This is a genomic window from Nonomuraea sp. NPDC050394, from assembly GCF_044459065.1.
In the GTDB taxonomy this organism is placed as follows: domain Bacteria; phylum Actinomycetota; class Actinomycetes; order Streptosporangiales; family Streptosporangiaceae; genus Nonomuraea.
This window is the reverse complement of the sequence record NZ_JBITIO010000001.1, coordinates 1,070,751-1,097,259: the sequence shown is the minus strand read 5'-3', so window position 1 is coordinate 1,097,259 and position 26,509 is coordinate 1,070,751. Positions and strand designations below refer to the sequence as shown.

Genomic DNA, 26,509 nt, shown 5'->3' with positions numbered 1-26,509 from the left:
CGCATATCGCCTGATTTCCGGACACTGCCGGATCTCCCCTGGGATGATCTTCGTGGCAGTCTTCCTACCCCCTGGAGCGGTACAGGTGACAAGGCGAGCGCAGGTGCGCGCCTTTCTCGAACGACAGGTCGTCCAAAGGGCGATCATCCTGGTCATCATCGTCAACGCGGTCACCATCGGCTGCGAGACCAGCACCTACCTGATGCGCCACATCGGCGGCGTCCTGGTCACGATCGACCACATAGCACTGGCGATCTTCACGGTCGAGATCGCCGCCCGCCTCTACGCGAACGGGCGCTCGTTCTTCAAGGACCCATGGAACTGGTTCGACGCGGTCATCGTGGTCGTCTCCTTGATCCCGGCCAGCGGTCCGACCTCGATCCTGCGGGCCCTGCGGATCCTGCGGGCGCTGCGGCTGATCTCTGCGGTGCCCAGCATGCGCCGCGTGGTGCACGCGCTGCTGGCCGCCGTGCCCGGGATGGCCTCCATCATGGGCCTGCTCGTCCTGCTGATCTACATCGCCGCGGTCGTCTCCACGAAGTTGTTCGGCGAGATCATGCCGGAGCGCTTCGACGAGCTGCCGCGCTCGTTGTTCACGTTGTTCCAGATCATGACCGGTGACGACTGGGGCAACGTGGCCCAGGAGGTCATGGATCACAAGCCGTGGGCGTGGGTCTTCTTCATCGCGTACATCCTCATGTCCACGTTCGTCGCCCTGAATCTCTTCATAGCGGTAGTGGTGAACGCCATGAACGACGCCGAGGCCTCCCCCGCCGAAGCCGAGACCCAGAAGGAGCTGAAGGCAGTGCGAGAAGAACTCGCCGCCCTGACCGCCAAACTGGACGTCCTGGTCACCCGCGAGCTCACGACGACAGGAGCGTCAGCCCGAACGTCTGAAGGATCGGGATGATCGGCTGGTAGAACGAACGCCCGCCGGTCGCGCAGTTGCCCGTGGAGCCGACCAGGATGCCCTGGATGTGCCCGTTCCACAGCAGCGGCCCGCCGCGGTCACCGGGCTCCGCGCAGATGTTGGTCTCGATCAGCCCGTGGACGGTCCCCTGCGGGAAGGTGATGGACGCGTTGCGCCGCAGGATGATGCCGCACCGCCACCCGGTGGTCGCGCCCGACCGGCAGACCGCGGCCCCGACCGGCGCCTGCTGCGCGCCGGCGACCCGGATCTCGCCGCCCCGGCCGTCGCTGACCACGCCGCGTGGAGTCCAGTTCGCGTTCACCCGGACCCAGCCCATGTTCTTGCCGGGGAAGACCACCGCCTGGATGGTGCCCTGGGCCACCCGGTTCAGCCCGGTCACGGCGGTGCCCGCGGGCCCGCAGTCGCCGGTGGTCACATAGCCGCCCTGGACGGACGCGCCGATCGTGCAGCGCGTCGGCCCGGCATAGAACGCGTCGCCACCGCGGACGCTGTAGGCCGCCGGCGCGCTGATGAGCCCCAAGCCCAGCAGAAGGCTCACGGTGATGCTCCGTAATGCCATGCCTTCGACGGTACGGCGGCCGCCCGCCTCCAACAATGCGCAACCAGCTATGACGCCCGTGTTATGCCTCAAGCGCGCGGGCCGCCCCGATCCAGGAGGCGAACAGCTCCTCGTCGATCTCCTCGGCGCCCTGGATCTTGACCACCGCCATCTGCCGGTTGGCGGCCGTCAGCCGGCCCGACGGGTCCTCGATCTCCTGGCCGCGCCACAGGCCGAAGGTGACGTAGTTCTTGTAGGCCTTGAAGAACGCGACCGGCGTCTTGCCGGGCGCGCCCCCGAGGCTCCAGACCGGGTGCCCGTGCCAGACCGCGCCGGTCTGGGGCATCGCGGCGTCGATCAGGGCCTGGAGCCTCTCCGCGATCTCACGCAGCGGCTGGTCGAGCTTGGCGGAGTAGTCGTTGACGGTCATCTCGGTGTTCCCTTCAGGTTGCTGACATCTACGCGTCGATCGAACGATGTGACAGGGAACGCGGGAGCCCGGTCCGTCAGGGCGGACAATGGGCGGGTGACCGAGGTGAACTTAGTCCCCGCGCCCGTGCGGGTCGACTGGCAGGGCGAGGCAGGGCCGCTGGGCGGGGACGTGCGGACGCGGGTGGATCCGGGGCTCGGGGCGGAGGCGTACCGGCTGAGCACGTCCGCGCTCGGGGCGGAGATCGTGGGGGGCGATCCGGCCGGGGTGTTCTGGGGGCGGCAGACGTTGCGGCAGCTTCGGGGGCCGGACGCGTTCCGGCGGGCGGCGATCGAGGCGGTGCCCGCCGACGTTCCGTACCTGGTGGTCGAGGATGCGCCGCGGTTCGCCTGGCGGGGGTTCATGCTGGATGTCGCCCGGCATTTCCTGCCCAAGGATGACGTGCTGAGGTATGTCGATCTGCTGGCCGTACACAAGCTCAATGTCCTTCATCTGCACCTCACCGATGATCAGGGGTGGCGGGTCCAGATCCGGCGCTATCCGCGGCTCACCGAGATCGGGGCGTGGCGGCGGCGGACGCGGATCGGATGGGGCGAGCCGGTCACGTGGGACGAACGCCCGCACGGCGGCTTCTACACCCAGGACGATCTGCGGGAGATCGTGGCGTACGCGGCCGGGCGCCACGTCACCGTCGTCCCCGAGATCGACCTTCCCGGCCATTCGCAGGCGGCGATCGCCTCCTATCCCGAGCTGGGCAACACCGACGTGATCGACACCTCCGCCCTGGAGGTGCTCGGCGACTGGCTGATCAACCCCAACGTGCTGGCCCCCACCGACGCCGTCCTGCGTTTCTACGAGAACGTTCTCGACGAGGTGCTGGAGATCTTCCCGAGCCGGTTCGTGCACCTCGGCGGCGACGAGTGCGTCAAGGACCAGTGGCGCGCGTCGGCCACGGCCCAGGCGCGCGTCAGGGAGCTCGGGCTGGCCGGGGAGGACGAGCTGCAGTCCTGGATCGTGCGGCACTTCGACCGGTTCCTCGCCGCGCGCGGGCGCCGCCTCATCGGGTGGGACGAGATCGCGCAGGGCGGCCTGGCCGAGGGCGCGGCCGTCATGTGCTGGCGCTGGTACGCCGGTGGCATCGCCGCCGCCGAGGCCGGGCACGACGTGGTGATGTGCCCGCAGCAGGAGGTGTACCTGGACCACGCGCAGGCGGCGGGCGAGGACGAACCGGTGCCGTTCGGCTGGGTGCACACGCTGGAGGACGTCTACCGCTTCGAGCCCGTGCCACCCCGCCTGGCCGGTACGCCGCACGCGGCCCGGGTGATCGGCGCCCAGGCCAACCTCTGGACCGAGGTCGCCGAGAACCGGGGGCGCGTGGACTACCAGGCCTTCCCCAGGCTGGCGGCGCTGGCCGAGGTGGCCTGGTCGCCGCTGCCGGGGCCGGACGAGCGCGACTTCGCCGGCTTCGAGCGCCGGATGCGCGCCGCCCACTACGCCCGCCTGGACGCGCTGGGCGTCGCCTACCGCCCACCAACCGGCCCGCTCCCCTGGCAGCGACGCCCCGGAATCCCCGGCCGCATGCACAACAAACCCCGCAAGACCTGGCACATGGCCAAATAACCACCCCACACACAAGCCACAGCACAGACCACGACCGCCACTCTCCACCACCCGCCGCCACGCCGGGCACCCAGGCGCAACTGGGCAGCGGCCAGAGGGCGAGGATCGGGCGGCCGGAGGGCGAGGGGGCGGCGGCCGGGGGGTGATGCGCCGCGGTGTCGGCTGGGTGATGGGGTGCGGGGTGTCAGTGGGGCGGGACCGCCTCGTCGAGGTGGTGCAGGAGGCGGGCGAGGACGCGGACGCATGCTTCGACGTCGTCGTCGGTGAGGTCGCGGCCCACCTCGCGCAGGACCGCGCGCTCGCGGCCGACCAGGGCGTCGACGGCGGCGGCGCCCCGCCCGGTGAGCCGGATGAGCGAGGACTTCTTGTGCGCCGGGTTGGGCACGGACTCGACCAGACCGAGAGCGGCGCCGTCGTTGATGGTGCGCTGGACGAACTGGCGGCTGAGTGCCAGCGTCCTGCCGAGCTGGGGGACGGTCGCCGGGCCGTTCCGCCTGAGCATGCTGAGCACGGCCCGCAGCCCCACCGTCAGCCCTTCGACGGGCGCGTCCTGCTCCACCTGGCGCCAGGCCCGCCGGTACAGCGGGCCGACGAGGTCGAACACCGCCACGAGCCGCTCGGCCCTCTCTGTCTCACTCACCCCACCATAATGACACCTGAGTTGTCATTCTCATGCAGAAATGACACCTTAGGTGTCATGAATGACATCTTCTGGACCGACCAGGGCAGTGACCGCGGTGGCCGCCCGCTCGTCCTGTTGCACGGCGGCTTCCTCGACCACCACATGTGGGACGACCAGATTCCGGTCTTCGCCGCCGGTCATCGCGTCATCGCGCCGGACGCCCGGGGGCACGGGCGCTCGGCCAACGCGGCGGAGCCGTACCGGCAGACCGACGACCTCGCGGCGCTGCTGCGGCACCTCGGCGCCTGGCCCGCCGTGCTGGCCGGCGTCTCCATGGGCGCGGGCATCGCGGTCGACACCGCGATCGAGCATCCCGACCTGGTCAGCGCGGTGGTGGTCAGCGGGGCCGGGACGAGCGAGCCGTACTACTCCGATCCGTGGACCGTCCGGGAGTGGACGGCGTGGCAGGCCGTGATGGGCGCGGGGGATCTGTGCGGCTCCGTCGAGGGGTTCATGACGCTGTCCGCCGGTCCGCACCTCGGGCCCGACGGCCTCGACCCGGAGGTCGCCCGGCGGCTGCGCGCGATGGCCAGGAGCACCATGTCGAAGCACACCGCGGGCGAGCCCAATCCGCTCGTGCCCGTGCGCGACACCTGGGAGCGCGCGGCCAAGATCGAGGTCCCGGTGCTCGCGATCAGCGGGGCCCTCGACTCGCCCGACCTCGTGGGGATGGCGGAACGGCTCGCCGCGAGCGTCCCGCACGGCCGCGCGGTCACGATCGACGGCGCCGCGCACCACCCCAACATGGAACGGCCGGCGGCCTACAACCGGATCCTCGCCGACTTCCTCTGAGTCAGGACAGCAGCAGCCTGGCCTGAGTCCAGACGCCGTCCAGGAGCGACGGGTCGTTGCCGAGCTTGGCGAACAGCACCATGCCCTCCAGCTGGGCGACCATCGCACGGGCGGTCTCCGGCGAGCCCGACGGGCCGAGGGCGGTCCTGACCAGTTCCACCTGCTCGTCGAAGATCTGCCGCAGCCGGGTCCTGACCGTCTCGTCCTGGTTGCTGAGCTCCAGAGCGAGGTTGGCGAGCAGGCAGCCGTTGACCACGCCGGTGCTCTGCTTGGTCTGGCGCTGGGCGTCGGCCTGGGAGCGGAAGAGGCGTTCGAGCCGGTCCCCGGCCGGGGCCGCCGCGGTCAGGATCGCCTGCCAGGAGGTGCGCTGACCGGCCCAGTGGGCGTCGATGACCTCCAGCGTGAGCGCCTGTTTGGAGTCGAAGAAGTGGTAGAAGCTGCCCTTCCGCACGTCGGCCTCCGCGCAGATCTCGGCCACGCCGATGCTGGAGTAGCCCCGGCTGTGGATCAGCCGGCAGGCCGCGCCGAGGAGGCGTTCGCGAGCGTCGCTCTGTCGTCCCATGCGAGAAGTCTACTTGAAAAATAGTTGACCGGTCGTCTAGTGTCCGTCTCATGATGACAACAGTGGCGATCGCCTACCACAGCGGCTACGGCCACACCGCCCGCCAGGCCCGCGCCGTGGCCACCGGAGTGGACTCCGTCAACGGCGCCCGCGCCGACCTGCGCGACGTGAGTGTCCTGGACGAAGCGCTCTGGCGGGCCCTGGCCGGCGCGGACGCGATCATCTTCGGCACCCCCACGTACATGGGCAGCCAGTCGGCGACCTTCCAGGCCTTCGCCGAGGCCAGCGTGAAGGTCTGGAGCGAGATGGGCTGGCGGGACAAGATCGGCGCGGGCTTCACCAACTCCGCCGGCGTCAACGGCGACAAGCTCAACACCCTGACCTCCCTCGCGCTGTTCGGCGCCCAGCACGGCATGCACTGGGTGACGCTCGGGCTGCCGCCCGGCTGGCTCTACACCTCCGGCGGCTCCCCGCAGGACCTCAACCGGCTCGGCGGCTTCCTCGGCGCGATGGCGCAGTCGCCCTCCGACCTGGGCCCCGACGCGGCGCCGATGGAGTCCGACCTGCGCACCGCCGAGCACCTCGGGCGGCGCGTGGCCACGACCGCCGCCCAGTTCGCCCGCGGACGGCACGAGCGGGCGGTGGCCTGACATGGGCAGGCTCCAGGAGTTGCTGGGCATCGAGCATCCGGTCGTGCAGGGGCCGTTCGGCGGCGGGCTGTCGTCGGTCGCGCTGGCCGCGGCGGTGTCGGAGAGCGGCGGGCTCGGGTCCTACGGCGGGCACATCCTCGGCGCCGACGAGCTCGTGACGCTGGTCGGCGAACTGAAGGCGGCCACCGGGCGGCCGTTCGCGGTCAACCTGTGGGTGCCGCTGGCGGAGGAGGAGGGGCTGCGGGCCGTACCTGCGGACGTGGAGCGGCTGCGGCGGTACTACGAGGAGCTGGGGGTCGATCCGCCCGCACGGGCGGATCATCCCGGCTTCGCCGAGCAGGCGGAGGCGTTGCTCGCGGCGGCGCCGCCGGTGATCAGCTTCGTGATGGGCGTGCCGCCCGCCTGGGTTCTGGAGGGGGCCAGGCGGGCGGGCGTCGTCACGATCGGCACCGCGACGACCGTCGAGGAGGCGGTGGCCCTGCGCGAGGCGGGGCTGGACGCCGTCGTCGCCTCGGGCAGCGACGCGGGCGGCCACCGGGGCGCGTTCCTGCGGCCGGTGCGCGAGTCGCTGGTGGGCACGTTCTCCCTGGTGCCGCAGGTGGCCGATGCCGTGGACATCCCGGTGATCGCCGCCGGAGGCATCGCCGACCGCCGCGGGGTGCGCGCCGCGCTCGCGCTCGGGGCCGACGGTGTGCAGGTCGGCACCGCCTTCCTGGCCGCCGAGGAGTCGGGCGCGAGCCGTACGCACAAGGAGGCGCTGCTCGGGCCGGACGCGCGGATGACCGTCCTGACGCGCCTGTTCTCCGGCCGTACGGCCCGCGCCATCCCCAACCGCTTCCTGCGCGAGATGGAGCCCCACGAACAGGACGTCCCGCCCTACCCGGTGCAGAACGCCCTGATGCTCCCGATCCGCCGGGAAGCAGCGGCCAGGGGTCTGCCCGGCCTGGTCAACCTGTGGGCGGGCCAGGCGGCCCCGCTGGCCCGCCCGGCAAGGGCTCGCGAAGTCCTGACCGCCCTGACCACGGACTGAGCCCGGCTCGGCCGCGCCTCAGCAAGCTCGACGGGGTCCGCCGGGTGACCTGCTCCACCTCCTGCGCGTTCAGCCCCTCCGCCAGGTAGGAGACCGCGCCGGTGAACAGCTTCCCCTTCAGGAACGGGAAGTCCGTCCCCAGGACCAGCCGGTCGGCGCCGAACGTCCGCGCGGCAGCGCGCAGGGCCGGCACGTGGCCGTGGGAGACGGTGTCGTAGAACATCCGGCGGGCCGTGACGCTGGGCGGCTCCGGCAGCCCGGACACCTGGTGGTCGGCCCGCTCGGCCAGCATCGCCAGCGCCCCGCCGAGGTGCGGGACGACGATGCGCATCCCCGGATGGCGGAGCGGGACGCCGTCGACGATGAGCCGCATGGCCGCCACCGTGTCCTCGACCGGCGCGCCGACCGCCCACCTCAGCCTGGGGTCGGCCGCGAACTCCCCCGCCGGGTGCACGAACAGGACGGCGCCGCGCCGGTCGAGCTCGGCGTACACGGGAAGGAGCGAGGCGTGCCCGAGCGCGGCGGAGTTGATCGCGACGCCCACCGCGCCCAGCTCGTCCATGGCCCGCTCCAGCTCGGCCGCGGCCAGGCCGGCGTGCGGGAGCGGGAGGGCGGCCAGCATGGCGAAGCGGTCCGGCCACTGCCGCACGGTCCTGGCGTACAGGTCGTTGACGTGGCGGGCGGCGGTCAGCGCGTGGGCCGGATCGGCGAAGTCGGCGGCCTGCGGGGTCGCCGACAACACCTGCACGTCGATGCCGGCCGCGTCCATGAGCGAGAGGCGCGCGGCCATTTCGGCACGGGACGTGCCGGCTCCCGTGCCGCGCTGGACGGCCGTGGCGGCGCGGCCGTAGGAGTCGAGCAGGTCGAGGTAGTCGTCGGTCCACAGGTGGGCGTGGAAGTCGACGCGCATCAGTCGTGGCTGGGGAACTCGGCGAGCACGTGCGCGCGGGCGGCGTCGACCAGCACGCCGGGCCGTTCCGGGTCGAGCCCGACGTGCCGCCCGCCCCGCTTGCGCACCTCACCCGCCACCAGGACGGTGTCCACGTCCCGTCCGTTGCACTGCATGAGCACGTGGGCGGCCGGGTCGGCCAGCGAGCCCCCCTTCACCAGGATGACGTCGGCCTCCTTGCCGGGGGTGAGGCTGCCGATCCGGGCGGACAGGCCGAGGGCCCGCGCGCCGTTCACGGTGGCCATCCGCAGCACCTCGCGCGCCGTCAGCGTCGGGACGCCGGGACGGCGGCGCCCGTCGCGGCCCTGCGAGCGCTCCTCCTCGCTGTCGAGGTAGCAGGTGAGCTGGTAGCCGAGGCGCATCTGGCCGAGCAGGTCGGCGTCGGTGTAGGTGACGATGTCGCAGCCCCAGCCGACCCGCAGCCCGAGCTTCACGGCCCTGCGCACGATCGAGAACGAGGAGCCGAGGCCGATCTCGACCGCCGGGGTGGAGGACAGGGTGGCGTCGGCGTCGGCCAGCATCCTGATCTCCTCGTCGGTGACGACGTTGCCGTGCACCGGCACGAGGTCGGGCCCGAGCAGCCCCGCCTCGTGCATCGCGGTGATCTGCCCCGCGTAGTTGGAGTGGATCGTCATCCGCAGCCCCCGCTCCCGGGCGAAGGCCACCTCCTTGGCGCTGGTCGCGAGGTCGACGGTCTCCAGGTCGCTGAGCGCCAGCATGAGCGAGACCCGGTCGTGCCCGATGGCTTCCTGCACACGTACGGCGTCCGCGAGCCGCTGGTCGTGGGAGGTGAAGTGGCCGGGCGGCTTGTCACGCAGGCTGTAGCCGTGCACACCGCGGATGCCGGAGTCGATCAGCCCGGCAACGGCCATGTCGGAGTGCCGCGGCGTCGCGATGCAGTGGCAGAAGTCGAGCGCGGTGGTGACCCCGTTGCCGAGCAGTTCCCTGCCGCCGGCGAAGCCGCCCGCGTACACGTCCTCCGGGCGGAACCTGGAGCGGTAGGGCAGCACCGAGGTGAAGTACTCGCCGTGCCACAGCTCCGAGGCCAGCCCGCGCAGCACCGTCTGCCACAGGTGGATGTGGGTGTCCACGAAGCCGGGCAGCACGATCATCCCGGTCGCGTCGATCACCTCCTCCGCCTGCGCGGCGGGGTCGGCCGGCCCCGCGGAGACGATGGTCGAGCCGTCGATGAGCAGGTCGCCGCCGGGCACGTCGCCGATGGCGTCGTCCATGGTCAGCAGGTGTCCGCCCCTGATCAGGATCGTCATGCTTCCTCTTCCGTGAGTTCGCGCGGCGCGCGCCTGCGGGCGCGCCGCTCCCGCTGGACGACGGGGTCGGGCACCGGCGCCGATTCCAGCAACATGCGGGTGTACGGGTGGCGGGGCCGCCGGTAGACCTCTTCCGCGCCGCCCTGCTCAACCAGGCTGCCCAGGTGCATCACGCCGACCTGGTGGCTGATCCGCCGGACCACCGCCAGGTCGTGGGAGATGAACAGCAGGCTCAGCGAGAGTTCGCGCTGCAGCTTGAGCAGCAGTTCGATGATCTGGCTCTGGGTGGAGACGTCGAGGGCGCTGACGGCCTCGTCGCAGATGACCAGGCGGGGCCGTACGGCCAGCGCCCGCGCGATCGCCACCCGCTGGCGCTGGCCGCCGGACAGCTCCGCCGGGTAGCGTCGGCCGAGTTCGCGGGCCAGCCCGACCTGGTCGAGGAGCTCGTCCACGCCGCCGGTGCCGCCGTCGTTGCCCGCGCGCAGGGCAAGTGTCAGCGTCTTGGCCACCTGGTGCCGGGGGTTGAGGGAGGCCAGCGGGTCCTGGAAGACGACCTGGACGGCCTGCCGGTACCAGCGGGGCGTACGCGCGCCGAACGCGCCCAGGTCGTGGCCGTCGAACTCGATCGTCCCGGCGGCCGGGCGCACCAGTCTGAGCACCGCCCTGCCCGTGGTGCTCTTGCCGCTGCCCGACTCGCCGACCAGGCCGAACGTCTCCCCTGCGGCGACGGAGAAGCTGACGTCCTTCACCGCGTCGAAGCGGCGGGCCGTCCACAGGGTGCGGCCCGTCTCGTAGCTCACCCGCAGGTTCTCCACCCGCAGGAGCGGCCGGTCAGGCATGGGCACCTCCGGAGGCGGCCAGCAGGGCGGCGGTGTAGGGGTGTTCCGGCGCGGTGAACAGTCCCCCGACCGGCGCCTGCTCCACGATCCTGCCCGCGCGCATGACCGCGACCCGGTCGCACACGTCGGCCACCACGCCCAGGTCGTGGGTGATGAGCAGGATCGTCATGCCGAACCGTTCGCGCAGGTCGAGCAGGAGGTCGAGCACCTGGCACTGCACGGTCACGTCGAGCGCCGTGGTGGGCTCGTCGGCGATGAGGAGCCGGGGGCCCGCGGCCAGCGCCCTGGCGATGACCACGCGCTGGGCCATGCCGCCGGAGAACTGGTGGGGGTGGTCGCCGAGCCTGCGGCGGGCGTCCGGCACGCCGACCAGGGTGAGCAGCTCGGCGGCCCGGTCGAGGGCGGCCTTGCGGGACAGGCCCTCGTGGGTGCGCAGCGGCTCGATGAGCTGCCTGCCGATGGTGTGCACCGGTGACAGCGCGGACTGCGGGTCCTGGAAGATCATGCCGATCTCCGGGCCGCGCAGGGTGGCGAGCTCGTTGTCGGGCAGGCCGAGGAGCTCGCGGCCGGCCAGCCGTACGCTGCCTTCGGTCACCGCGCCCGGAGGTGGCAGGAGGCCGGCCAGCGCGAGCGCGGTCATCGTCTTGCCCGAGCCCGACTCGCCGACGAGGCCGAAGACCTCACCTTGCGCGATGTCGAAGCTCACGTCCTCGACCACGGTGGCCGCTCCGGGGAAGGCGACGCTCAGCGAGCGCACCGAGAGCAGCGCCCGCGTGGGTACGGCGGGCACGACCCGGACCGGCGGCGGCTTCCAGGAGGGCGCCGGTGCCCGCGCCCCGCTCATGGCCTCGCGCAGGCCGTCCCCGATCAGGTTGAACGCCAGCACCGTGAGCATGATGGCGAGGCCGGGGAAGACCGGCAGCCACGGCTGGTCGCCCACGTAGGCCCGCGAGCGGTCCAGCATCTGCCCCCACGAGGCGTCGCCGACGTCCACGCCGAGCCCAAGGAAGCTGAGCATGGCCTCGAAGAGCTGCGCGAAGCCGAGGTAGATGGAGGACTGCACGATCAGCGGCCCGGCCACGTTGGGCAGGATCTGGCCGAACATGATGCGCGGGGCGGACAGCCCGAGCACGCGGGCCGCGTCCACGTACGGCAGCTCGCGCTCGGCCAGCACCATGCCGCGGGTCAGCCGGAGCAACTGGATGGCGAAGATGACGCTGACGCCCAGCATCGCGTTGGTCAGGCCGCGCCCGAGCAGCGCGATGACGCCGAACGCCAGCAGCAGCGCCGGGATGGAGCTGACCGCGTCCACCACGCGCATGGCCACCCGGTCCCACCAGCCGCCGAAGTAGCCGATGACCAGCCCTGCGGGCACGCCGAGCAGGAGGGCCAGGCCCACCGCCTGCACCGAGGCGCGCAGCGCGATCCTGGTGCCGTAGATGAGCCGGGAGAGCTGGTCGCGGCCCAGCTCGTCGGTGCCCAGCCAGTGCACGGCGCCCGGCCCTTCCAGCCTGCCCGTGACGTTCACGGCCGACGGGTCGTACGGCGCCAGCCACGGCGCGGCCACCGCGGCCAGGACCAGGAGCAGCAGAAACGCCAGGCAGACGAGCGTGGCGGGCTGCCGGAGCAGCCGGGACAGGGCGCTCACTGCGGCCTCGCCTTCGGGTCGAGCAGCCCGTAGCCGATGTCGACGGCCAGGTTGATCAGCACCACGAGGCAGGCGACCAGCACGATCCCGCCCTGCAGCACGGGCACGTCGTTGCGCACCACCGCGTCCAGGATCAGCGTGCCCGTGCCGGGGATGGCGAAGACGCGCTCGACCACGAAGCTGACCGCGAGCAGCACGACGACCTCGTGGCCCACCGCGGTCAGGATCGGCACCATGGAGTTGCGCAACGCGTAGCGGTAGACGATCCTGCGGCGTGGCGTGCCGACCGCGCGCAGCGCCCGCACGTACGGCGCGCGCAGCGTCTCGGCCATGGCGCCCCTGGTCTGCCGGGCGATCACCGCGGCCGAGTGCAGCCCCAGCGCCACGCACGGCAGCACCAGCCCGTACGCCCACATGCCGGGCCCGTCGGCGAACCGGGTGAACCCGAGCACCGGGAACCAGCGCAGCTCCACCGCGAAGAAGAGCATGAGCAGCAGCGCCAGCCAGAACCCGGGCATGGCCAGCCCTGCGGAGGTGACCGCGGTGATCAGCCGGTCGATCGCCGAGCCCGCGCGCAGCGCGCCCCAGACGCCCGCGGGCACGCCGACGGCGATCGCCAGCAGCGTGCCGCCGGCCACCATCGCCAGCGTGACCGGCAGCCGCTCGGCGAGACTGGACACGATCGGCTGCTGGGTGAAGAACGAGGTTCCGAGATCGCCCCTGAACACCTGGCCCAGCCACGACCCGAACTGCACCACCAGCGGCCGGTCGTAGCCCAGCTGATGGCGCAGCAGCGCCCGCTGCGCCTCGCTCGCCCCTTCGCCCAGCATCTGCCGGGTCGGGTCGACCCCGACCCGGGTCAGCAGGAACACCACGACCGACACCAGCAGCAGCATCGGTGGCAGGGCGGCCAGCCGGGAGAGGATGAGCTTACGCATGGATGCGGGCTTCCTTGTAGCGGAAGACCGACGGCTCGAACCGGGTCGGCACGATGTTGTCCACCTTGCGCGGGTCCCAGATGAAGGTGATCGGACGGCTGAAGAAGCCGCAGTCAAGTGCCTGGTCGTGGATGATCTGGGTCATCCGCCGGTACAGGTCCTCCCGCTCGGCGTCCGTGCCGCCGGACAGCGCCTGCTCGGCCAGCTTCTCCAGCTCCGGGGAGCCGGTCTTGTAGGGGTTGCCGCCGCCGTCCGGGGCGAACCTGTAGGCGTAGTAGTCGAGTGGGCCGGTGCTCTCGCTGTTGCTGGTGTTGTACGCCGCGGGGTACCGGTCGAAGGTGGAGAAGTACTGCGGGATCGACATCTTCTCCACCTTGACCGTGATCCCGGATTCGGCCAGCTGGCTGCGGACGAGCTCGCCCAGCAGCTCGGTGCCGGGGAAGACGGGGAAGGTGAAGCTCACGTCCTTCTTGCCGCTGTCCGCCAGCAGGGCGCGGGCCTTGGTCACGTCACGGGTGTAGCCGCGTACCTGGGGGTTGTAGCCGGGCTGGCCCTCGCTGAAGCGCTGCGGGTAGCTCTCGCCCAGGCCCTCGAACTGGCCGTCGAGCAGGGCCTTGGTGTCCAGGGAATGGCAGACGGCCTGCCGTACGCGGGGGTCGGCGAAGGTGTCCTTGCGGTCGAAGAACAGGAAGTGGTAGCGCAGGCCGGGGTACCACAGCGACTTCAGGCCCTGGGTCTCGGCGCGCTTCTTGTACTGCGCGGCCACCGAGACGACGTCCACCTGGCCGGTGACCAGCGCGTTGTAGCCGCTGTCGTCGTCGGCGATCGTGTGGATCTCCAGGCGGCGCGGGCCGACCTTGTCCGGCTCGTAGTACTTGTCGAAGAAGTCGAGCACGACCTTGGAGTCGCGGATCGACTGGGCGGCGTTGTACTTCCACGGGCCGGTTCCGGCGGGCCGGGTCTTGAACGTGCCGTCCTTGATGGTCTTGGGGCTCAGCATGTAGCCGCCCGTCCTGGCCAGCTGCGCGGGCAGCGCCGGGGCGGGGCGCTTCAGCTTGAGCACCACGTGCGAGGCGTCGGGGGTGAGGATCTCCTCGACCGGCTTCATGATCGTCGCGAACTCGGTCATGCTGTCGCGGATCCGCTCCAGGTTGGCCTTGACGGCCTGCGCGTCGAACGGCGTGCCGTCGTGGAAGACGACACCGGTCCTGAGCGTGAACTCCACCTGCTCGCCCGTCGCCTTCCACGAGGTCGCGAGCCTGGGCAGCAGTTCGATGCCGTCCGGCGCCTGTTCGACGAGCTGCTCGAAGACGGCGGAGACGTAGGTGTTGTTCGGCTTGTTGAACGGCTCCCAGTCGTCGAGCGTGAAGCCCACGCCGAACCTGAGCGTTCCTCCGGCCGCCGCGGCGGGAGCGGTGGACGGGCCGGTGTTCTGGGCCGAGCACGCGGTGATCGCCGCGGCCACGAGTGCCGCCGCGACGAGCTTGCGGTGGGACATGACGGCTCTCCTTCTCTAACGGAACGCGGGACCGGCCCAGACCGCGACGCCGCCGACCACGGTCAGCTCGGCGCCGATTCCGGGGATCTCGTCCTCTGGCACGGTGAAGTAGTCCTTGTCGAGCACCACCAGGTCGCCGCGCAGGCCCGGCTCCAGCCGTCCGCGCTGGTGTTCCTCGAAGCTGAACCAGGCGCTGCCGCCGGTGCAGATGCGCAGCGCCTCGGCACGGGTGAGCAGGTTGTCCGCCGCCCTGATCCGCCTTCCGCCGATCTCGCGGCCGGAGACGTACCAGTGCATGGCGGTGAAGGGCCGGTAGGAGGCCACCCGCATCGCGTCGGTCCCCCCGCCGACCGGCACGCCCGCGTCGAGCAGGGCCCGCAACGGCGGCGCCTGGCGCACCGCCTCCTCACCCCACGCCTCGATCAGCTCCTCGCCCTCGAACCTGAGCATGGCCGGCACGAGCACGCCGACGCCGAGCCTGGCCACCCGCCCGACCGTCGCCCGGCTCATGCCCTCGCCGTGCACGATCGCCCAGCGCAGCGGCGCGAGCGGGATCTCGGCGTCCAGCCGCTCCCACAGGCCCACGATCGCCTCGATGGTGTCGGCCCTGATGGCGTGGATCTGGACCGGCCAGCGGCGGCGGGCGCAGTCGGCGAAGGTCGTGTACAGGGCTTCGAGCGAGCCTTCCGACAGGTCGGGGCTGCGGGAGAAGCCGTCGTGCACGTTGTAGTGGATGATCTCGCCCATGCCGAGGACCCTGAGCATGTCGTCGCCGAAGCCCGGCGCGAGATAGCGCAGGTAGCCGGGCAGTTCCTCCGGCTCGGCATGCGGGCGCGAGGCGTGCACGGTGGTGCGCACCCGGACGGTGAGCAGCCCGCGCCGCCAGGTCTCGTAGAGGGCGGCGTACACGTCGGGGCCGGTGTTGGCGCCGCCGCCGTCGATGAGCCCGGTGATCCCGGCGGCGCTGAAGGCGAGGGAGGCGGCGGCCGTGGAGGCCACCTGCTCCTCCGGGGAGGGTACGGGCAGCTGCCAGTACAGCCAGCGCATCGCCGCCATGCCGCGCAGCACGCCGGCCGGGTCGACGGCGCCGGCGTCGAGACCCTCGGCGGCCGCCTTGCCCAGGTCCACCTCGCGCAGGGCGGCGGTGCCGAGCAGGCCCCACGAGTAGCCCAGCTGGACGAAGACGGGATGGTCGGGGGCGGCGCGGTCCAGTTCCTCGCGCGTGGGCGCCCTGCGCTCGGCGAACTGCCCGGGATGCCAGCCGCCGATGACCTTGATCCAGGTGCCGGGCGGGCGGACCGCGGCGGCCTCGGCGATCCGTTCCAGGGCTCCGGCGAGGGTGGGCTCGCCGCCCCACCGGACCTCGTCGTTCCAGGTCAGTCCGGCGCGGACGAAGTGGGTGTGCCCGTCGATAAGGCCGGGCACCACCCTGCGCCGCCCGGCGTCGATCACGGGGACCGCCGGGCCGGCCATCGTTCTGGCGACCGCGTCCTCTCCGACGTATGTCACGCGTCCGTCCCTGATGAGCACGGCGGAGGCCTCGGCAGGCGTCCTTCCGTCCTCGGCGAGCGTGGTCACCAGGGCGTTCATCAACAGCAGGTCCGAAGCAGCCAACTCGGAGGTCCCTTCACACCGACGTTGCGGCTGAGTGTCCATGTGAAGCGAGAGGATGTCAATCGTTTGCTCTAAAGTAGCCGAAAATCTGACTGTTACCCCCTTCCGACAGTGCGTTTCTTCAGCGAAATCGATTGCGCAATCTCCATCGCATACGTAACTCATCCGATGCGAACGCGGTATTTGCGGTGTTACCTTCCGCCTGAGGTGAGGCCCAATGCGCAAGCTGGCCGTGCTGCCGGTGACCCTGCTCCTGACCCTGCTCCTGACCCTGCTCCTGACCCTGTTCCTGGCCCCGATCCCCGCGCCGCTCCACGCGGCCGCCGGCACGGGCGCGGGCGCGGGCACGGGCGCGCAACCTCCCCCGGTGGTCTACCAGCGGGCGGCCCTTCGCGCGGGCACCTCCGAGGGCGTCGCCACCGGCGCCGCCCTGACCTTCGCCGCACCCGCCGGCGTGATCGAGTACGGCGGCGCGAGCTGGGAGTACGCCCGCTGGACCAGCCGCGACACCCGGGTCGGATTCGGCGCCACCGAGCTGATCGGCTCCTGGACCGCCGGCACCCCCGCGGGCACCTGGATCCAGATCGAACTGCGCGGCACGTCACCCGACACCAAGTGGTACGTCCTCGGCCGCTGGGCCTACGGCGACGCCGACATCCGCCGCACCTCCGTACCCGGCCAGGCCGACGCGGACGGCACCGTCAACGTCGACACGTTCGCCGCCGCGAAGGGCCGGCCGGTCGACTCCTACCAGCTCCGGGTCACGTTGCACCGCAAACCCGGCCAGACGGGCGGGCCCGTCGTGCGGACCCTGGGGGCGATGGCGTCGGCGGTGCCGTACCGGGCGAGCGTGCCCGTCAGCCCCGGCGGCGGGGCGTGGGGCGTCGAGCTCAAGGTGCCGCGGCGCTCGCAGGGCATCCACCTCGGCCACTACCCCGAGTGGGACGGCGGCGGCCAGGCGTGGTGCAGCCCCACCTCGACCGCGATGGTGCTGGGCTACTGGCGCAAGGGACCGAGCGCCGCCGACCTGGCCTGGGTCGATCCGGGCGACCCGAGCCCCGAGGTCGACTACGCCGCCCGGTACGTCTACGACCTGGCCTACGAGGGGGCGGGGAACTGGCCGTTCAACACCGCCTACGCGGGGCGGTACGGGCTCGACGGGTTCGTCACCCGGCTGCGGTCGCTGACGGAGCTTGAGCGGTTCATCAAGGCCGGGATCCCGGTGATCACCTCGCAGTCGTTCAAGAAGGAAGAGCTGCCCGGCGCCGGGTACGGGACCGACGGTCACCTGTTCGTCGTCATCGGCTTCACCCGGGCCGGCGACGTGATCGTCAACGACCCGGCCAACGCGCCGACGAACGACGACGCGCGCCGGGTCTACCCCCGTGCCGCCTTCGAGAACGTCTGGCTACGCAGCTCCAGCAGCGCGGGCGTCGTCTACGTGATCCGCCCGCCCGGCCACCGCCTGCCCGCCCGCACCCCCGGCCTGCCCGCCAACTGGTGACCGGCCGGACGCAGGTTCAGTACCGATGACGGATACCGGTACGTAGCACATGCGGGGTTAGCCTCGGCCAACCGTCTTCCCCCCAGGCGGAGGTGTCATTGGCATGAGTCACAAGCCCTGGACTGCGATCGTGGCCTTGGCCGCGATCCTCGCGACGGCCGCTCCGGCCGCGGCAGCCGTACCCCAGCAGCAGGCAGCGACCACTCCACCACCGGCCCCGCAGCAGGCAGACCCGGTCACCCCCGCCGGCGAGCAGCACGCTGCCGACCTCACGTTGCGCTACGGCGCGACGGAGCGCTCGACCCAGATCAGGCGGCCCGGGTCGAGCTACATCAAGGTCCATTTCGCCGCGCTCAAGCTCGTCCCCGGCGACTACGTCACCGTCGCCGGCCCCGACCGCCGTGAGGTCCACACCTACTACGGCGACCCGACGCTCGGCGGCGGCACCCGCGGCTCCGGGCACACCGTCCACGGCACGCCGGGCTTCGCCGCCCTGTCCATCGACGGCGACACGGCCGTGATCACCCTGCACACCACCGGCCGGCGCTCGGCCGCGCGGCTCACCCGGCAGGGCTACGGCGCCGTCATCGACCGCTACTACCGCGGCTTCACCGGCGACGAAGCCGCCGCGCGCACACCCAAGAGCTTCTCGGTCTGCGGCACCGACGCCCGGCGCGACGTCGTCTGCTACCGCGACAGCCACCCCACCGAGTACGCCAGGGGCAACGCGGTCGCCCGCCAGCTCCTCGACGGCCTGGGCCACTGCACCGCGTGGCGGGTCGGCAACACCAACCGCATGCTGACCAACAACCACTGCATGGAGAACGCCGCCGACCTGGCCGCCAGCGAGTTCCAGTTCGACTACCAGTGCGCGACCTGCGGCGGCAACGACCCGCGGGCCGGCACCAAGGTGGCCGGCGGGCAGTTCCTCAAGACCAGCGTGCTCAACGCCCTCGACTACACCCTCTTCAGCGTCGCCGACTTCGCCGCCATCCAGCAGTTCGGAACGCTGTACCTCGACCCGCGCCCGCCCGTGGCCGGCGAGCGGATCTACATCCCCGGCCACGGCGACGCGCGGCCCAAGCGGCTGTCGTTGTTCGAGGAGACCCAGGGCGGCGCCACCTGCAAGATCGACGTGGTGTCCTCCGGCGTCAACACCGGCTACCGCTGCGACACCTCCGGCGGCAACTCCGGCTCGCCGGTGCTGGCCGCCTCCAGCCACAAGGTGATCGCCCTGCACCACCTGGGCGGCTGCCCCAACTGGGGCACCAGGATCACCGAGGTCTACAACGAGATCTCCGGCATGATCGACAACAACCCGCCCACCGGAGGCAACGACTTCTCGCTGGCCCTCTCCCCGTCCTCGGCCACCGTACAGCCGGGCCAGACGGCCACCTCGACCGTGTCCAGCGCGGTGACCGGAGGCAGCGCGCAGCAGATCACGCTCACGGCCGCCGGCCAGCCGTCGGGCGTCACCGCGTCGTTCTCGCCCTCGGTCATCCAGGCCGGCGCGTCCTCGACGTTGACGCTCTCCACCACCGCGCAGGCGCCGACGGGCAGCTACACGATCACCGTCGTGGGCACGGGCGCCTCGGTGACCCGCTCGGCGACGTTCACCCTGACGCTCGGCAGCGGTCCGCCGACGGGGTGTCCGGGCTACGAGACGAACAAGACCGGGTCGCTGACCAGCGGCGCCAGCCAGTACCAGCCTGACGGCCAGTACTTCCAGACGACGACGACCGGCCCCCACCGCGCCTGCCTGGACGGTCCCGCGGGCACCGACTACGACCTGTACCTGCAGAAGTGGAACGGCTCCAGCTGGGCCGCCGTCGCCCAGGGCGCCACCTCGGGCCCGGACGAGACGCTCACGTACACCGGCACCGCCGGGTACTACCGCTACCGCGTCCACGCCTACAGCGGCGCCGGCGCCTACTCCCTCGGCTACGACGCTCCCTGACCGATCCCGCTCGACGGCCGCGCCCGGCCTGCCCCCGGGCGCGGCCCTTCCCTTCCATGTGATTAGGTTAGCCTTGCCTAAATCACCCAGAAGGGACGGAACTCGTGAAGCGGATCGATGACCGTGAGCGGTACCTGGAGAGTATCGCGGAGGTCAGGGCGGGAACGATCGCCCGCAAGGTGGCCTACCCGATCCGGATCCGCGAGGTCGAGGTCCTGCGCACCGCCATGGTCGGCAGCGGGCTCATCCGGGTGACCCTGGGCGGCCCCGGCCTGGCCGGGTTCGAGGCCCACTCCCCCGACGAGCACGTACGCCTGATCTTCCCCGAGACCGACGGCTCCCTGCGGCTGCCAGAGCCCGACGGGCTCATGCTGAGCTGGCCGCGCCCGTTCCCCACCACCCGCAAGTACACGGTGCGCCGCTACGACCGGGCGGCCGGCGAACTCGACCTCGACTTCGCCCTGCACGGCAGGGGCGTGGCCGCCGACTGGGCGCGGAACGCCGCCCCCGGCGCGACCGCCCACGTCGCCGGCCCGCCCGGCGGGCTGATCGTGCCCCACTCCTACGACCGGTACCTGCTCGCCGGCGACCTCACGGCGCTGCCCGCGATCGCCCGCTGGCTGGAGGAACTGCCGGGAACCGCCGCCGGATGGGCCTTCATCGAGGTCGCCGACGCCGGCGAGGAGATCGAGCTGACCGCGCCTGCGGGCGTCGAGGTCCGCTGGCTGCGCAACGGCGACCTCGCGCGGGCCGTCCAGGAGGTGGCGGTGCCCGAGGGCGAGCGGGTCTTCGCCTGGATGGCGGGCGAGGCCGAGACGCTGAAGCCGCTGCGCCGCTGGGTCCGCGACCACCTCAAGCTCGGCGCCGACGACCAGGACATCACCGGCTACTGGAAACGCGGCGCCGCCGACTACGACGACCACGAGCACTGATCCACCCACCTATAAGGAAACCCCCATGTCTACTGGCCGCACGCTCGGCTCCGTCATGCTCGTACTCGCCGTGGCCACCGCGGGCTGCGCGTCGAACACCGGGAGCCAGCCGCCCGCCGCCAAGACCGCCACCCGCGTCTTCAAGGCCGCCAACGGCGACATCACCATCCCCGCCGACCCGCAGCGCGTGGTCGCGACCGGCTATGCCGTACCCGTGCTGATCGAGGCGGGGGCGCCGCTCACGGGAATCTCGACGTGGAAGCGGGGCGTGCCGCTCATGGACGCCAAGACCCGCGCCGCCTACGACAAGCTGCCGAAGGTCGCCGGGGACACCGCGGCCGAGACCAACTACGAGGCGATCGCCAACGCCAAGCCCGACCTCATCGTCATCGGCGTGCCGACGCCGGTGCTGGCCGACGTCGACCTCAAGCGCCTGCAGTCGATCGCGCCCGTCGTGGCGATCGGGCCGACGGTCCCCTCGGCCTGGCGGGAGCTGTCGCAGCGCCAGGCCGACGCCGCGGGCGCGCTGGAGGGCTTCGACACCGCCAAGACGACCTACGAGGCCAAGGCCGCCGAGCTCAGGAAGAAGTACGAGAAGGTCCTGCCGGGGCTGAAGCTCGCCCACGTCGGCGCGTACGGAGAGGTCGGCAAGGGCACCTTCCAGCGCGAGTTCGACAAGTCGTGGGGCACCAACATCGCCAACGACATCGGCGCCGCCTACTACGGCCAGGTGAAGGTGAAGGGCGGCGGCAGCAAGGACGTGAGCGAGTACCCCTCGATCGAGGAACTGCCCACGGCGCTCGCCGAGGCCGAAGCGGTCACCTACTCGGTCGGCCCGGACGGCGCGCCGCTGCAGGCCGTCCAGTACGTGCTCGACTCCGAGCTGTGGAAGAAGCTGCCCGCGGTGAAGGCGGGCAAGGCCTTCGCCGTCCGCTACACCGAGGCCGCCACCTACGGCCAGGCGCTGCTCACCCTGGACGCGCTCGACAAGTCGCTGGCGCCGCTGGCCGCGCAATGACGCTCGCCGCACGCGCCGGGACGCTCACCGGGCGCGGCGCGGTGCTCGTCGCCGGGGTGGCCCTGCTCGCGCTGGTCGCCGTCGTCAGCGTCGGCATCGGCGCCCACGCCGTCGCGCCCGCCGAGGTGGTGCGCGCGCTGTTCGCCTTCGACGGCTCGCCCGACCACTCGATCGTGCGCGACGTCCGGCTGCCCCGCGCGCTGCTCGGCGTGGGCGTCGGCGCCGCGCTGGCGGTGGCGGGCGTGCTCATCCAGACGTTGTCGCGCAACCCGCTCGCCGAGCCGGGCGTCCTCGGCGTCACCGCCGGGGCCGGCTTCGCGATGACCGTGGGCACCGCGCTCGGCCTGGCCACCACGCCCGCCTCGGAGCTCGTCCTGTCCGGCGGCGGCGCGGCGCTGGCCGCGGTGCTGGTGTACTCGGTGGGGCGCGCGTCGCCGCTGCGCCTCGTGCTCACCGGCGTCGCGCTGAGCGCGGTGCTGGCCGGGCTGTCGCTCGGACTGCGGCTGATGCTGCCCGACGTCTTCGACCACTTCCGGTTCTGGTCGATCGGCTCGCTGGCCGGCCGAGAGAAGGACCCGTTCGCGCTCACGCTGGTGCTGATCGTCCTCGCCGTCGCCGGGGCGCTGCTGCTCAGCCGTCCGCTCAACGCGGTCGCGCTCGGCGAGACGGTCGCGCGCACCCTCGGCGCGAGCGTCACCCGGGTACGGCTGGCCGCGCTCCTGTGCATCACCGTGCTGGCCGGGGCGGCCACCGCCGCGGCCGGGCCGATCCTGTTCGTCGGCCTGATCGTGCCGCATGTGGTCCGCCCGCTGGCCAGGGGTTCTGTCCCGTGGCTGACCGCGTACTCGGCATTGCTCGGGCCGATCCTGCTGCTGGTCTCCGACATGGGTTCGCGGGTGCTGCTGCCGACGGGCGAGGTGCCGGTGGCGATCGTGACCGCCTTCCTCGGCGGCCCGGTGCTCATCTGGGCTGTGCGGCGCTACGGGGCGGGGACGCTGTGAGCGTCGTCGTGCTGCGCGCGGCCGGGCGGTCGGTCCGGGTCGAGCGCCGGACGCTGGCGCTGTCGGCGGCGCTGGCCGCCCTGATGCTCGGGGCCGGGCTGCTCGGCCTGTGCTACGGCGCCTCGTGGGCGACGCCCGGCGAGGTGCTGGCCGCGCTCGGCGGGCAGGGCGAGTCCGTGGTGGTGATCAGGGACTGGCGGCTGCCCCGGGTGCTGGCCGGCATGGTCTTCGGCCTGGCGCTCGGCGTGGCCGGGGCGATCTTCCAGAACCTCACCCGCAACCCCATGGGCAGTCCCGACGTGATCGGCCTCGACGCCGGCGCCTACACCGGCGCGCTGGTCGCGCTCACCGTGTTCTCCGGCGGCTCCGTCGTGCTCGCGACGAGCTCGGTGATCGGCGGGCTGGCCGTGGCCGCCATGATCTACCTGCTGTCATCGGGCGGCGGGCTGTCGGGGCTGCGCCTGGTCGTGATCGGGATCGCGGTCAGCGCGATCGTGACCGCCTTCAACTCGTGGATCGTGTTGCGCGCCGAGCTGGAGGTCGCCATCGCGGCCGTGGGCTGGAGCTCGGGTTCGCTGAACGGCGTCGACTGGGCCGACCTGCCGGTTCCCTTCGCGATCATCGGGGTGCTGCTTGCGCTGATGGCGGCCTGGTCGCACACGATGCACCAGGCGGCGCTGGGCGAGGCGGTCGCGAGCGCCACCGGCGTCGGGCTGGGCCGGCTGCGGCTGCTCCTGGTGCTGGTCGGCGTCGGGTGCACCGCGACGGTCACCTCGGTGGCCGGGCCGATCGTGTTCATCGCGCTGGCCGCTCCCCAGATCGGGCGCCGGCTGGCGGGAGCGGCCGGGGTTCCGCTCCTGCCGGCCGCGCTCACCGGCGCCGTCCTGCTGCAGGGCGCCGACCTGGCCGCGCAGATGCTGCTGGCCCCCGAATCCCTGCCGGTCGGTGTCGTCACCACCGCGATCGGCGGCTGCTATCTGATCTGGCTGCTGGCCAAGGAGGTGAGGCGAACGTGACCGAGGTGCGTCTGCGGGCCCAGAACCTGGAGCTGCGCTACGCCGACCGGGTGGTCTCGACCCGGTTGAGCCTGGACGTCCCCGACGGCGCGTTCACCGCGATCGTGGGCGCCAACGCGTGCGGGAAGTCGACCCTGCTGCGGGCGCTCGTGCGGCTGCTGCGCCCGGCCGAAGGAAACGTGCTGCTCGATGAGCGGGACGTCGGGTCCTACGCGGCCAAGGCGCTGGCGCGCTCGCTCGGGTTCCTGCCCCAGGATCCGCTGGCGCCGGAGGACATCAGGGTCAGGCAGCTCATCGGGCGCGGGCGCTTCCCGCACCAGCCGATGTTGTCGCTGTGGTCGGCGGAGGACGAGAGCGCGGTCAGCGAGGCCATGACGACCGCGGGCGTGGACGGCCTGGCCGACCGGCCGGTGAACGAGTTGTCGGGCGGGCAGCGGCAGCGGGTGTGGGTGGCCATGGTGCTCGCGCAGCGCACGCCGTACCTGCTGCTCGACGAGCCGACCTCGTTTCTGGACATCGCGCACCAGTACCGGCTGCTGGCGCTGCTCTCGCGGCTGCGGGACGAGGGCCGCACGGTCGTCGCCGTGCTGCACGACATCAACCAGGCGTGCCGGTTCGCCGACCATCTGATCGCGATGAAGGACGGGCGGGTCGTCGCCGAGGGCGCGGCGGCCGACGTGGTGGACGCCGCGCTGATCAAGGACGTCTTCGACCTGCCCGCCGTGGTCGTGCCGGACCCGGTGACCGGCACGCCGATGGTCGTGCCTACGCTCGACGGCCGAACAGGGCCATCCGGCTGATCATCGCGTCGGCGGCGAGGTGGTAGCAGACGCTCACGCAGCCGAGCAGTTCGGCGGGCGTGGTGAAGGTGCCGGCGAGCGTCTTGTCGGCGATCCTGCGCACGCCCGGGATCAGCGCGCCCAGCTCCGCCGCGGGCGTGCTCGGCATGTCGATCTCCAGTTCCAGCACGTCGGGCATGCGGAGCGGCGCCAGGTCTCCCGCCCCGCGTACGGTCGCCGCCGCCGCCTCCCGGATCTGCCGCCTGGCTTCGGACGGGGACAGGCTGTCGGCCGCGGTGTGCCCGTGCGCCACCTTGACCGCGACGGTGCGTACGCCGGGGAAGGCCTTCTCCGCGACGCCGCAGATGACGTCGTCACCGGTGAGCAACCCGATCGGGACGCCGACCGCGGCCGCCTGCAGCGCGTTGACCTCGGCCTCCGAGACCAGGCTGCCGTTGAGCCGCACCTCGTAGAAGTGTGAGGAGTAGGTGTGGGAGAGCACACCCGGCGAGCCGGCGGCGGCGTGGTAGCCGAGGAACATGGCCACGTCGTGCTCGGCCGAGATGCCCTCGGCCATGCAGTCCAGCTTGGGCGTGCCGAAGATCAGCCGGGCGCGGGGGTCGAGCTCCTCGTGCAGCAGGTTGTCCATGGTGCCGTGGCTGTCGTTGATCAGGACGCTGTCGGCGCCCGCCTCGAACGCGCCCTCGATCGCGGCGTTGGCCTCGGCGGTCATCAGGCGCTGCGAGCGGGGATAGCCGTGGCCGCCGCGGACGATCTGGTCCATGGTCGCGATGCCGGAAATGCCCTCCATGTCGATGGAGATGTAGACCCGCACTGACTGCTCCTTTCGTTGGCCGCTGTCGCAGCGTGTCATTCCTGGGAGGTGGCGGGCTTTGGCGCGTTGGCCGAACCTTCGCGCGCGGCTTCGGCGTACCGAACAGCACCGGGGATCACGAAGGCGGCGCCCACGGCGAGCAGCCCGAGCAGCGCGGACAGCAGGTAGGTGGACACGAAGCCGCTCTCGGCAGGGATCCCGGCCACACTGCCACCGGCCAGCACCATGGCGCCCACCTGCGCCCCGAAGGTGCCACCGATGCTCTTGGCGACGAAGACCACGCCGCTGACGCCGGCCGCCCGTTCCCCGGGCACGTCGGCGGCCACGACGTTGAGCACCGCGGTGAGCCCGATGCCGCCGCCCAGCCCGGTGACGGTCACCCCGGCGACGATCTCCCACGGGGAGCCGTGCCAGAAGGCGAGCATGGCCGTGCCCACGGAGACCAGGACGGCGCCGAGCACCAGCACGGGACGCCGCCCGAGCAGCCGCGTCATCGGCCCGACCAGCGGCGCGATCACGGTGCCCGCCACACCCAGCGGGAACATGTAGAGCCCGATCCCCAGGGTGTCGGCGCCCATGCCGTAGCCGGTGTCCGCGGGCAGCGCCAGCATCATCGGCAGCGCGACCATCAGCCCGAAGGAGGCGAAGCCGAACACGAACCCCATCGCGGTCACTCCGGCGGAAGAACGCCCGGCCAGCAGGCGCAGGTCCACGAGCGGGTCCTCGCTGCGCAGCTCGGCGAACGCCCACAGCCCCAGCGTCAGGGCCGCGGCGGCGAACAGGGCGAGCGCGACCGGATCGGTCCAGCCCCAGCTCGACGAGGTGGTCAGGCCCAGCATGAGCAGGGCGATCCCGCCGCCGAGCAGCAGCCCGCCCGGCCAGTCGACGCGGCCGCGGGCGGCGCGGGCCGTGGCGGGCACGGCGATCCAGGCCCAGATCGCGGCCGCCAGCGCGCCGCCCAGGGTCAGGAAGAACAGGCTCCGGTAACCGAGCGCGGCGATGAGCGGCCCGGAAAGGATCAGGCCGATCGCGCCGGCGAGCGCGGCCGTGCCGATGACCAGGCCGTTGCCGGTGGCGCCCTGCTCGGGTGTGAGGGTGTCGCGGAACAGCCCGACGGTCAGCGGCAGCACGCCCAGCCAGACGCCCTGTACGGCCTGGCCGGCGATCAGCACCTGCACGTTGGGCGCCAGGCCCGAGATGAGGGCGCCGGCGCTGGTGATCGCCATCAGGATGAGCAGGACGGTCCGCTTGTCGTACATGTCGGCCAGGCGGCCGGAGATCGGCGTGCTGATCGCCGAGCTGATCAGCCCGCCGGTGAAGATCCACGCGATCTCGCCGGGTGAGGCGGACAGCTCCCTCTGGATGAGCGGGAGCGCGGGCGAGAGCATCGTCTCCAGCAGCTGGAAGATGCCGATGAACAGCACCGGAGGGCCGATGATGCCGAAGCCGGATCTGGACATGGTCCTGCCTTTCGGGGG

25 protein-coding genes are annotated in these 26,509 nt (G+C 72.0%); 12 read left to right on the top strand and 13 right to left on the bottom strand.

Annotation, left to right across the window (positions count from 1 at the left end; translation table 11 throughout):
* Positions 1-85 precede the first annotated feature (85 nt).
* Positions 86-910: an ion transporter gene (locus tag ACIBKY_RS05520; protein WP_397094638.1), complete on the top strand. Its 825-nt coding sequence runs from the start codon at positions 86-88 to the stop codon at positions 908-910.
* Here the strand turns inward: ACIBKY_RS05520 and ACIBKY_RS05515 are convergent.
* The gene (locus ACIBKY_RS05515; protein ID WP_397094637.1) at positions 864-1,490 is read right to left on the bottom strand and encodes a S1 family peptidase; all 627 of its coding nucleotides are present in this window, start codon (positions 1,488-1,490) and stop codon (positions 864-866) included. The two genes, ACIBKY_RS05520 and ACIBKY_RS05515, sit on opposite strands and share 47 nt — an antisense overlap.
* Before the next feature lie 61 nt (positions 1,491-1,551).
* Positions 1,552-1,899 carry a DUF1801 domain-containing protein gene (locus ACIBKY_RS05510; RefSeq protein WP_397094636.1) on the bottom strand — a complete coding sequence of 116 codons (348 nt, stop codon included), beginning with the start codon at positions 1,897-1,899 and terminating at the stop codon, positions 1,552-1,554.
* A gap of 96 nt (positions 1,900-1,995) precedes the next feature.
* Here ACIBKY_RS05510 and ACIBKY_RS05505 point away from each other — a divergent pair, with 96 nt between their 5' ends.
* The gene (locus ACIBKY_RS05505; RefSeq protein WP_397094634.1) at positions 1,996-3,519 is read left to right on the top strand and encodes a beta-N-acetylhexosaminidase; all 1,524 of its coding nucleotides are present in this window, start codon (positions 1,996-1,998) and stop codon (positions 3,517-3,519) included.
* 184 nt (positions 3,520-3,703) lie between these two features.
* On the opposite strand, the gene ACIBKY_RS05500 is transcribed toward ACIBKY_RS05505, so the two are convergent.
* Positions 3,704-4,159: a MarR family winged helix-turn-helix transcriptional regulator gene (locus ACIBKY_RS05500; protein WP_397094633.1), complete on the bottom strand. Its 456-nt coding sequence runs from the start codon at positions 4,157-4,159 to the stop codon at positions 3,704-3,706.
* Between the two features lie 57 nt (positions 4,160-4,216).
* Between ACIBKY_RS05500 and ACIBKY_RS05495 the strand changes: the two genes are divergently transcribed.
* A complete protein-coding gene (locus tag ACIBKY_RS05495; RefSeq protein WP_397094631.1) occupies positions 4,217-4,993 on the top strand; it encodes an alpha/beta fold hydrolase in 777 nt (258 codons plus the stop codon).
* A gap of 1 nt (position 4,994) precedes the next feature.
* On the opposite strand, the gene ACIBKY_RS05490 is transcribed toward ACIBKY_RS05495, so the two are convergent.
* Positions 4,995-5,555 (bottom strand): TetR/AcrR family transcriptional regulator, encoded by a 561-nt coding sequence (locus ACIBKY_RS05490; RefSeq protein WP_397094630.1) that lies wholly within the window; start codon positions 5,553-5,555, stop codon positions 4,995-4,997.
* Between the two features lie 50 nt (positions 5,556-5,605).
* Between ACIBKY_RS05490 and ACIBKY_RS05485 the strand changes: the two genes are divergently transcribed.
* Together ACIBKY_RS05485 and ACIBKY_RS05480 are read left to right on the top strand one after the other, a co-directional pair.
* Complete coding sequence (locus tag ACIBKY_RS05485) at positions 5,606-6,205, top strand: flavodoxin family protein (RefSeq protein ID WP_397094629.1); 600 nt, start codon at positions 5,606-5,608, stop codon at positions 6,203-6,205.
* A 1-nt stretch (position 6,206) separates the two neighbouring features.
* Entirely contained in the window at positions 6,207-7,235 is a 1,029-nt protein-coding gene (locus ACIBKY_RS05480) for an NAD(P)H-dependent flavin oxidoreductase (RefSeq protein ID WP_397094627.1), read from the top strand.
* Here the strand turns inward: ACIBKY_RS05480 and ACIBKY_RS05475 are convergent.
* Genes ACIBKY_RS05475 through ACIBKY_RS05445 form a run of 7 tightly spaced genes read right to left on the bottom strand, consistent with a single transcriptional unit; the run spans position 7,153 to position 15,989 of the window.
* Complete coding sequence (locus ACIBKY_RS05475) at positions 7,153-8,145, bottom strand: amidohydrolase family protein (protein ID WP_397094625.1); 993 nt, start codon at positions 8,143-8,145, stop codon at positions 7,153-7,155. The two genes, ACIBKY_RS05480 and ACIBKY_RS05475, sit on opposite strands and share 83 nt — an antisense overlap.
* Positions 8,145-9,452: an amidohydrolase family protein gene (locus ACIBKY_RS05470; RefSeq protein WP_397094623.1), complete on the bottom strand. Its 1,308-nt coding sequence runs from the start codon at positions 9,450-9,452 to the stop codon at positions 8,145-8,147. The genes ACIBKY_RS05475 and ACIBKY_RS05470 overlap by 1 nt, the downstream gene beginning before the upstream one ends.
* On the bottom strand, positions 9,449-10,291 hold the full coding sequence (locus tag ACIBKY_RS05465; protein ID WP_397094622.1) for an ATP-binding cassette domain-containing protein: 843 nt from the start codon (positions 10,289-10,291) through the stop codon (positions 9,449-9,451). The genes ACIBKY_RS05470 and ACIBKY_RS05465 overlap by 4 nt, the downstream gene beginning before the upstream one ends.
* Positions 10,284-11,939, bottom strand: a complete 1,656-nt coding sequence (locus ACIBKY_RS05460) for a dipeptide/oligopeptide/nickel ABC transporter permease/ATP-binding protein (RefSeq protein WP_397094620.1) — start codon at positions 11,937-11,939, stop codon at positions 10,284-10,286. Before ACIBKY_RS05460 ends, ACIBKY_RS05465 begins: the two co-directional genes overlap by 8 nt.
* Positions 11,936-12,877: an ABC transporter permease gene (locus tag ACIBKY_RS05455; protein WP_397094619.1), complete on the bottom strand. Its 942-nt coding sequence runs from the start codon at positions 12,875-12,877 to the stop codon at positions 11,936-11,938. The genes ACIBKY_RS05460 and ACIBKY_RS05455 overlap by 4 nt, the downstream gene beginning before the upstream one ends.
* Entirely contained in the window at positions 12,870-14,375 is a 1,506-nt protein-coding gene (locus ACIBKY_RS05450) for an ABC transporter substrate-binding protein (RefSeq protein ID WP_397094617.1), read from the bottom strand. Before ACIBKY_RS05450 ends, ACIBKY_RS05455 begins: the two co-directional genes overlap by 8 nt.
* A 15-nt stretch (positions 14,376-14,390) precedes the next feature.
* Entirely contained in the window at positions 14,391-15,989 is a 1,599-nt protein-coding gene (locus ACIBKY_RS05445) for an amidohydrolase (protein ID WP_397094615.1), read from the bottom strand.
* Positions 15,990-16,206: 217 nt separating this feature from the next.
* Here ACIBKY_RS05445 and ACIBKY_RS05440 point away from each other — a divergent pair, with 217 nt between their 5' ends.
* The 7 genes from ACIBKY_RS05440 to ACIBKY_RS05410 all read left to right on the top strand — a co-directional run bounded on the left by ACIBKY_RS05440 (position 16,207) and on the right by ACIBKY_RS05410 (position 24,217).
* Positions 16,207-17,493 carry a C39 family peptidase gene (locus tag ACIBKY_RS05440; protein ID WP_397094613.1) on the top strand — a complete coding sequence of 429 codons (1,287 nt, stop codon included), beginning with the start codon at positions 16,207-16,209 and terminating at the stop codon, positions 17,491-17,493.
* Between the two features lie 103 nt (positions 17,494-17,596).
* Positions 17,597-19,450 carry a trypsin-like peptidase domain-containing protein gene (locus ACIBKY_RS05435; RefSeq protein WP_397094611.1) on the top strand — a complete coding sequence of 618 codons (1,854 nt, stop codon included), beginning with the start codon at positions 17,597-17,599 and terminating at the stop codon, positions 19,448-19,450.
* 104 nt (positions 19,451-19,554) lie between these two features.
* The gene (locus ACIBKY_RS05430; protein ID WP_397094609.1) at positions 19,555-20,382 is read left to right on the top strand and encodes a siderophore-interacting protein; all 828 of its coding nucleotides are present in this window, start codon (positions 19,555-19,557) and stop codon (positions 20,380-20,382) included.
* 25 nt (positions 20,383-20,407) lie between these two features.
* Positions 20,408-21,400: an ABC transporter substrate-binding protein gene (locus tag ACIBKY_RS05425; protein ID WP_397094608.1), complete on the top strand. Its 993-nt coding sequence runs from the start codon at positions 20,408-20,410 to the stop codon at positions 21,398-21,400.
* Positions 21,397-22,401: a FecCD family ABC transporter permease gene (locus ACIBKY_RS05420; protein WP_397094607.1), complete on the top strand. Its 1,005-nt coding sequence runs from the start codon at positions 21,397-21,399 to the stop codon at positions 22,399-22,401. The genes ACIBKY_RS05425 and ACIBKY_RS05420 overlap by 4 nt, the downstream gene beginning before the upstream one ends.
* Positions 22,398-23,417 (top strand): FecCD family ABC transporter permease, encoded by a 1,020-nt coding sequence (locus ACIBKY_RS05415; protein ID WP_397094606.1) that lies wholly within the window; start codon positions 22,398-22,400, stop codon positions 23,415-23,417. The genes ACIBKY_RS05420 and ACIBKY_RS05415 overlap by 4 nt, the downstream gene beginning before the upstream one ends.
* The gene (locus ACIBKY_RS05410) at positions 23,414-24,217 is read left to right on the top strand and encodes an ABC transporter ATP-binding protein (protein WP_397094604.1); all 804 of its coding nucleotides are present in this window, start codon (positions 23,414-23,416) and stop codon (positions 24,215-24,217) included. The genes ACIBKY_RS05415 and ACIBKY_RS05410 overlap by 4 nt, the downstream gene beginning before the upstream one ends.
* Here ACIBKY_RS05410 and ACIBKY_RS05405 read toward each other — a convergent pair.
* Both ACIBKY_RS05405 and ACIBKY_RS05400 read right to left on the bottom strand, forming a co-directional pair.
* Entirely contained in the window at positions 24,183-25,031 is an 849-nt protein-coding gene (locus ACIBKY_RS05405) for a M55 family metallopeptidase (RefSeq protein WP_397094603.1), read from the bottom strand. The two genes, ACIBKY_RS05410 and ACIBKY_RS05405, sit on opposite strands and share 35 nt — an antisense overlap.
* A 35-nt stretch (positions 25,032-25,066) precedes the next feature.
* Positions 25,067-26,491 (bottom strand): MFS transporter, encoded by a 1,425-nt coding sequence (locus tag ACIBKY_RS05400; protein WP_397094602.1) that lies wholly within the window; start codon positions 26,489-26,491, stop codon positions 25,067-25,069.
* Positions 26,492-26,509 lie beyond the last annotated feature (18 nt).

Bases quoted from the DNA above. Each gene is read 5' to 3' on its own strand.
- ACIBKY_RS05515 (WP_397094637.1), bottom strand. From the start codon at position 1,490: ATGGCATTACGGAGCATCACCGTGAGCCTTCTGCTGGGCTTGGGGCTC.
- ACIBKY_RS05510 (WP_397094636.1), bottom strand. From the start codon at position 1,899: ATGACCGTCAACGACTACTCCGCCAAGCTCGACCAGCCGCTGCGTGAG.
- ACIBKY_RS05495 (WP_397094631.1), top strand. From the start codon at position 4,217: ATGAATGACATCTTCTGGACCGACCAGGGCAGTGACCGCGGTGGCCGC.
- ACIBKY_RS05490 (WP_397094630.1), bottom strand. From the start codon at position 5,555: ATGGGACGACAGAGCGACGCTCGCGAACGCCTCCTCGGCGCGGCCTGC.
- ACIBKY_RS05485 (WP_397094629.1), top strand. From the start codon at position 5,606: ATGATGACAACAGTGGCGATCGCCTACCACAGCGGCTACGGCCACACC.
- ACIBKY_RS05480 (WP_397094627.1), top strand. From the start codon at position 6,207: ATGGGCAGGCTCCAGGAGTTGCTGGGCATCGAGCATCCGGTCGTGCAG.
- ACIBKY_RS05475 (WP_397094625.1), bottom strand. From the start codon at position 8,145: ATGCGCGTCGACTTCCACGCCCACCTGTGGACCGACGACTACCTCGAC.
- ACIBKY_RS05470 (WP_397094623.1), bottom strand. From the start codon at position 9,452: ATGACGATCCTGATCAGGGGCGGACACCTGCTGACCATGGACGACGCC.
- ACIBKY_RS05465 (WP_397094622.1), bottom strand. From the start codon at position 10,291: ATGCCTGACCGGCCGCTCCTGCGGGTGGAGAACCTGCGGGTGAGCTAC.
- ACIBKY_RS05455 (WP_397094619.1), bottom strand. From the start codon at position 12,877: ATGCGTAAGCTCATCCTCTCCCGGCTGGCCGCCCTGCCACCGATGCTG.
- ACIBKY_RS05450 (WP_397094617.1), bottom strand. From the start codon at position 14,375: ATGTCCCACCGCAAGCTCGTCGCGGCGGCACTCGTGGCCGCGGCGATC.
- ACIBKY_RS05440 (WP_397094613.1), top strand. From the start codon at position 16,207: ATGCGCAAGCTGGCCGTGCTGCCGGTGACCCTGCTCCTGACCCTGCTC.
- ACIBKY_RS05435 (WP_397094611.1), top strand. From the start codon at position 17,597: ATGAGTCACAAGCCCTGGACTGCGATCGTGGCCTTGGCCGCGATCCTC.
- ACIBKY_RS05425 (WP_397094608.1), top strand. From the start codon at position 20,408: ATGTCTACTGGCCGCACGCTCGGCTCCGTCATGCTCGTACTCGCCGTG.
- ACIBKY_RS05420 (WP_397094607.1), top strand. From the start codon at position 21,397: ATGACGCTCGCCGCACGCGCCGGGACGCTCACCGGGCGCGGCGCGGTG.
- ACIBKY_RS05400 (WP_397094602.1), bottom strand. From the start codon at position 26,491: ATGTCCAGATCCGGCTTCGGCATCATCGGCCCTCCGGTGCTGTTCATC.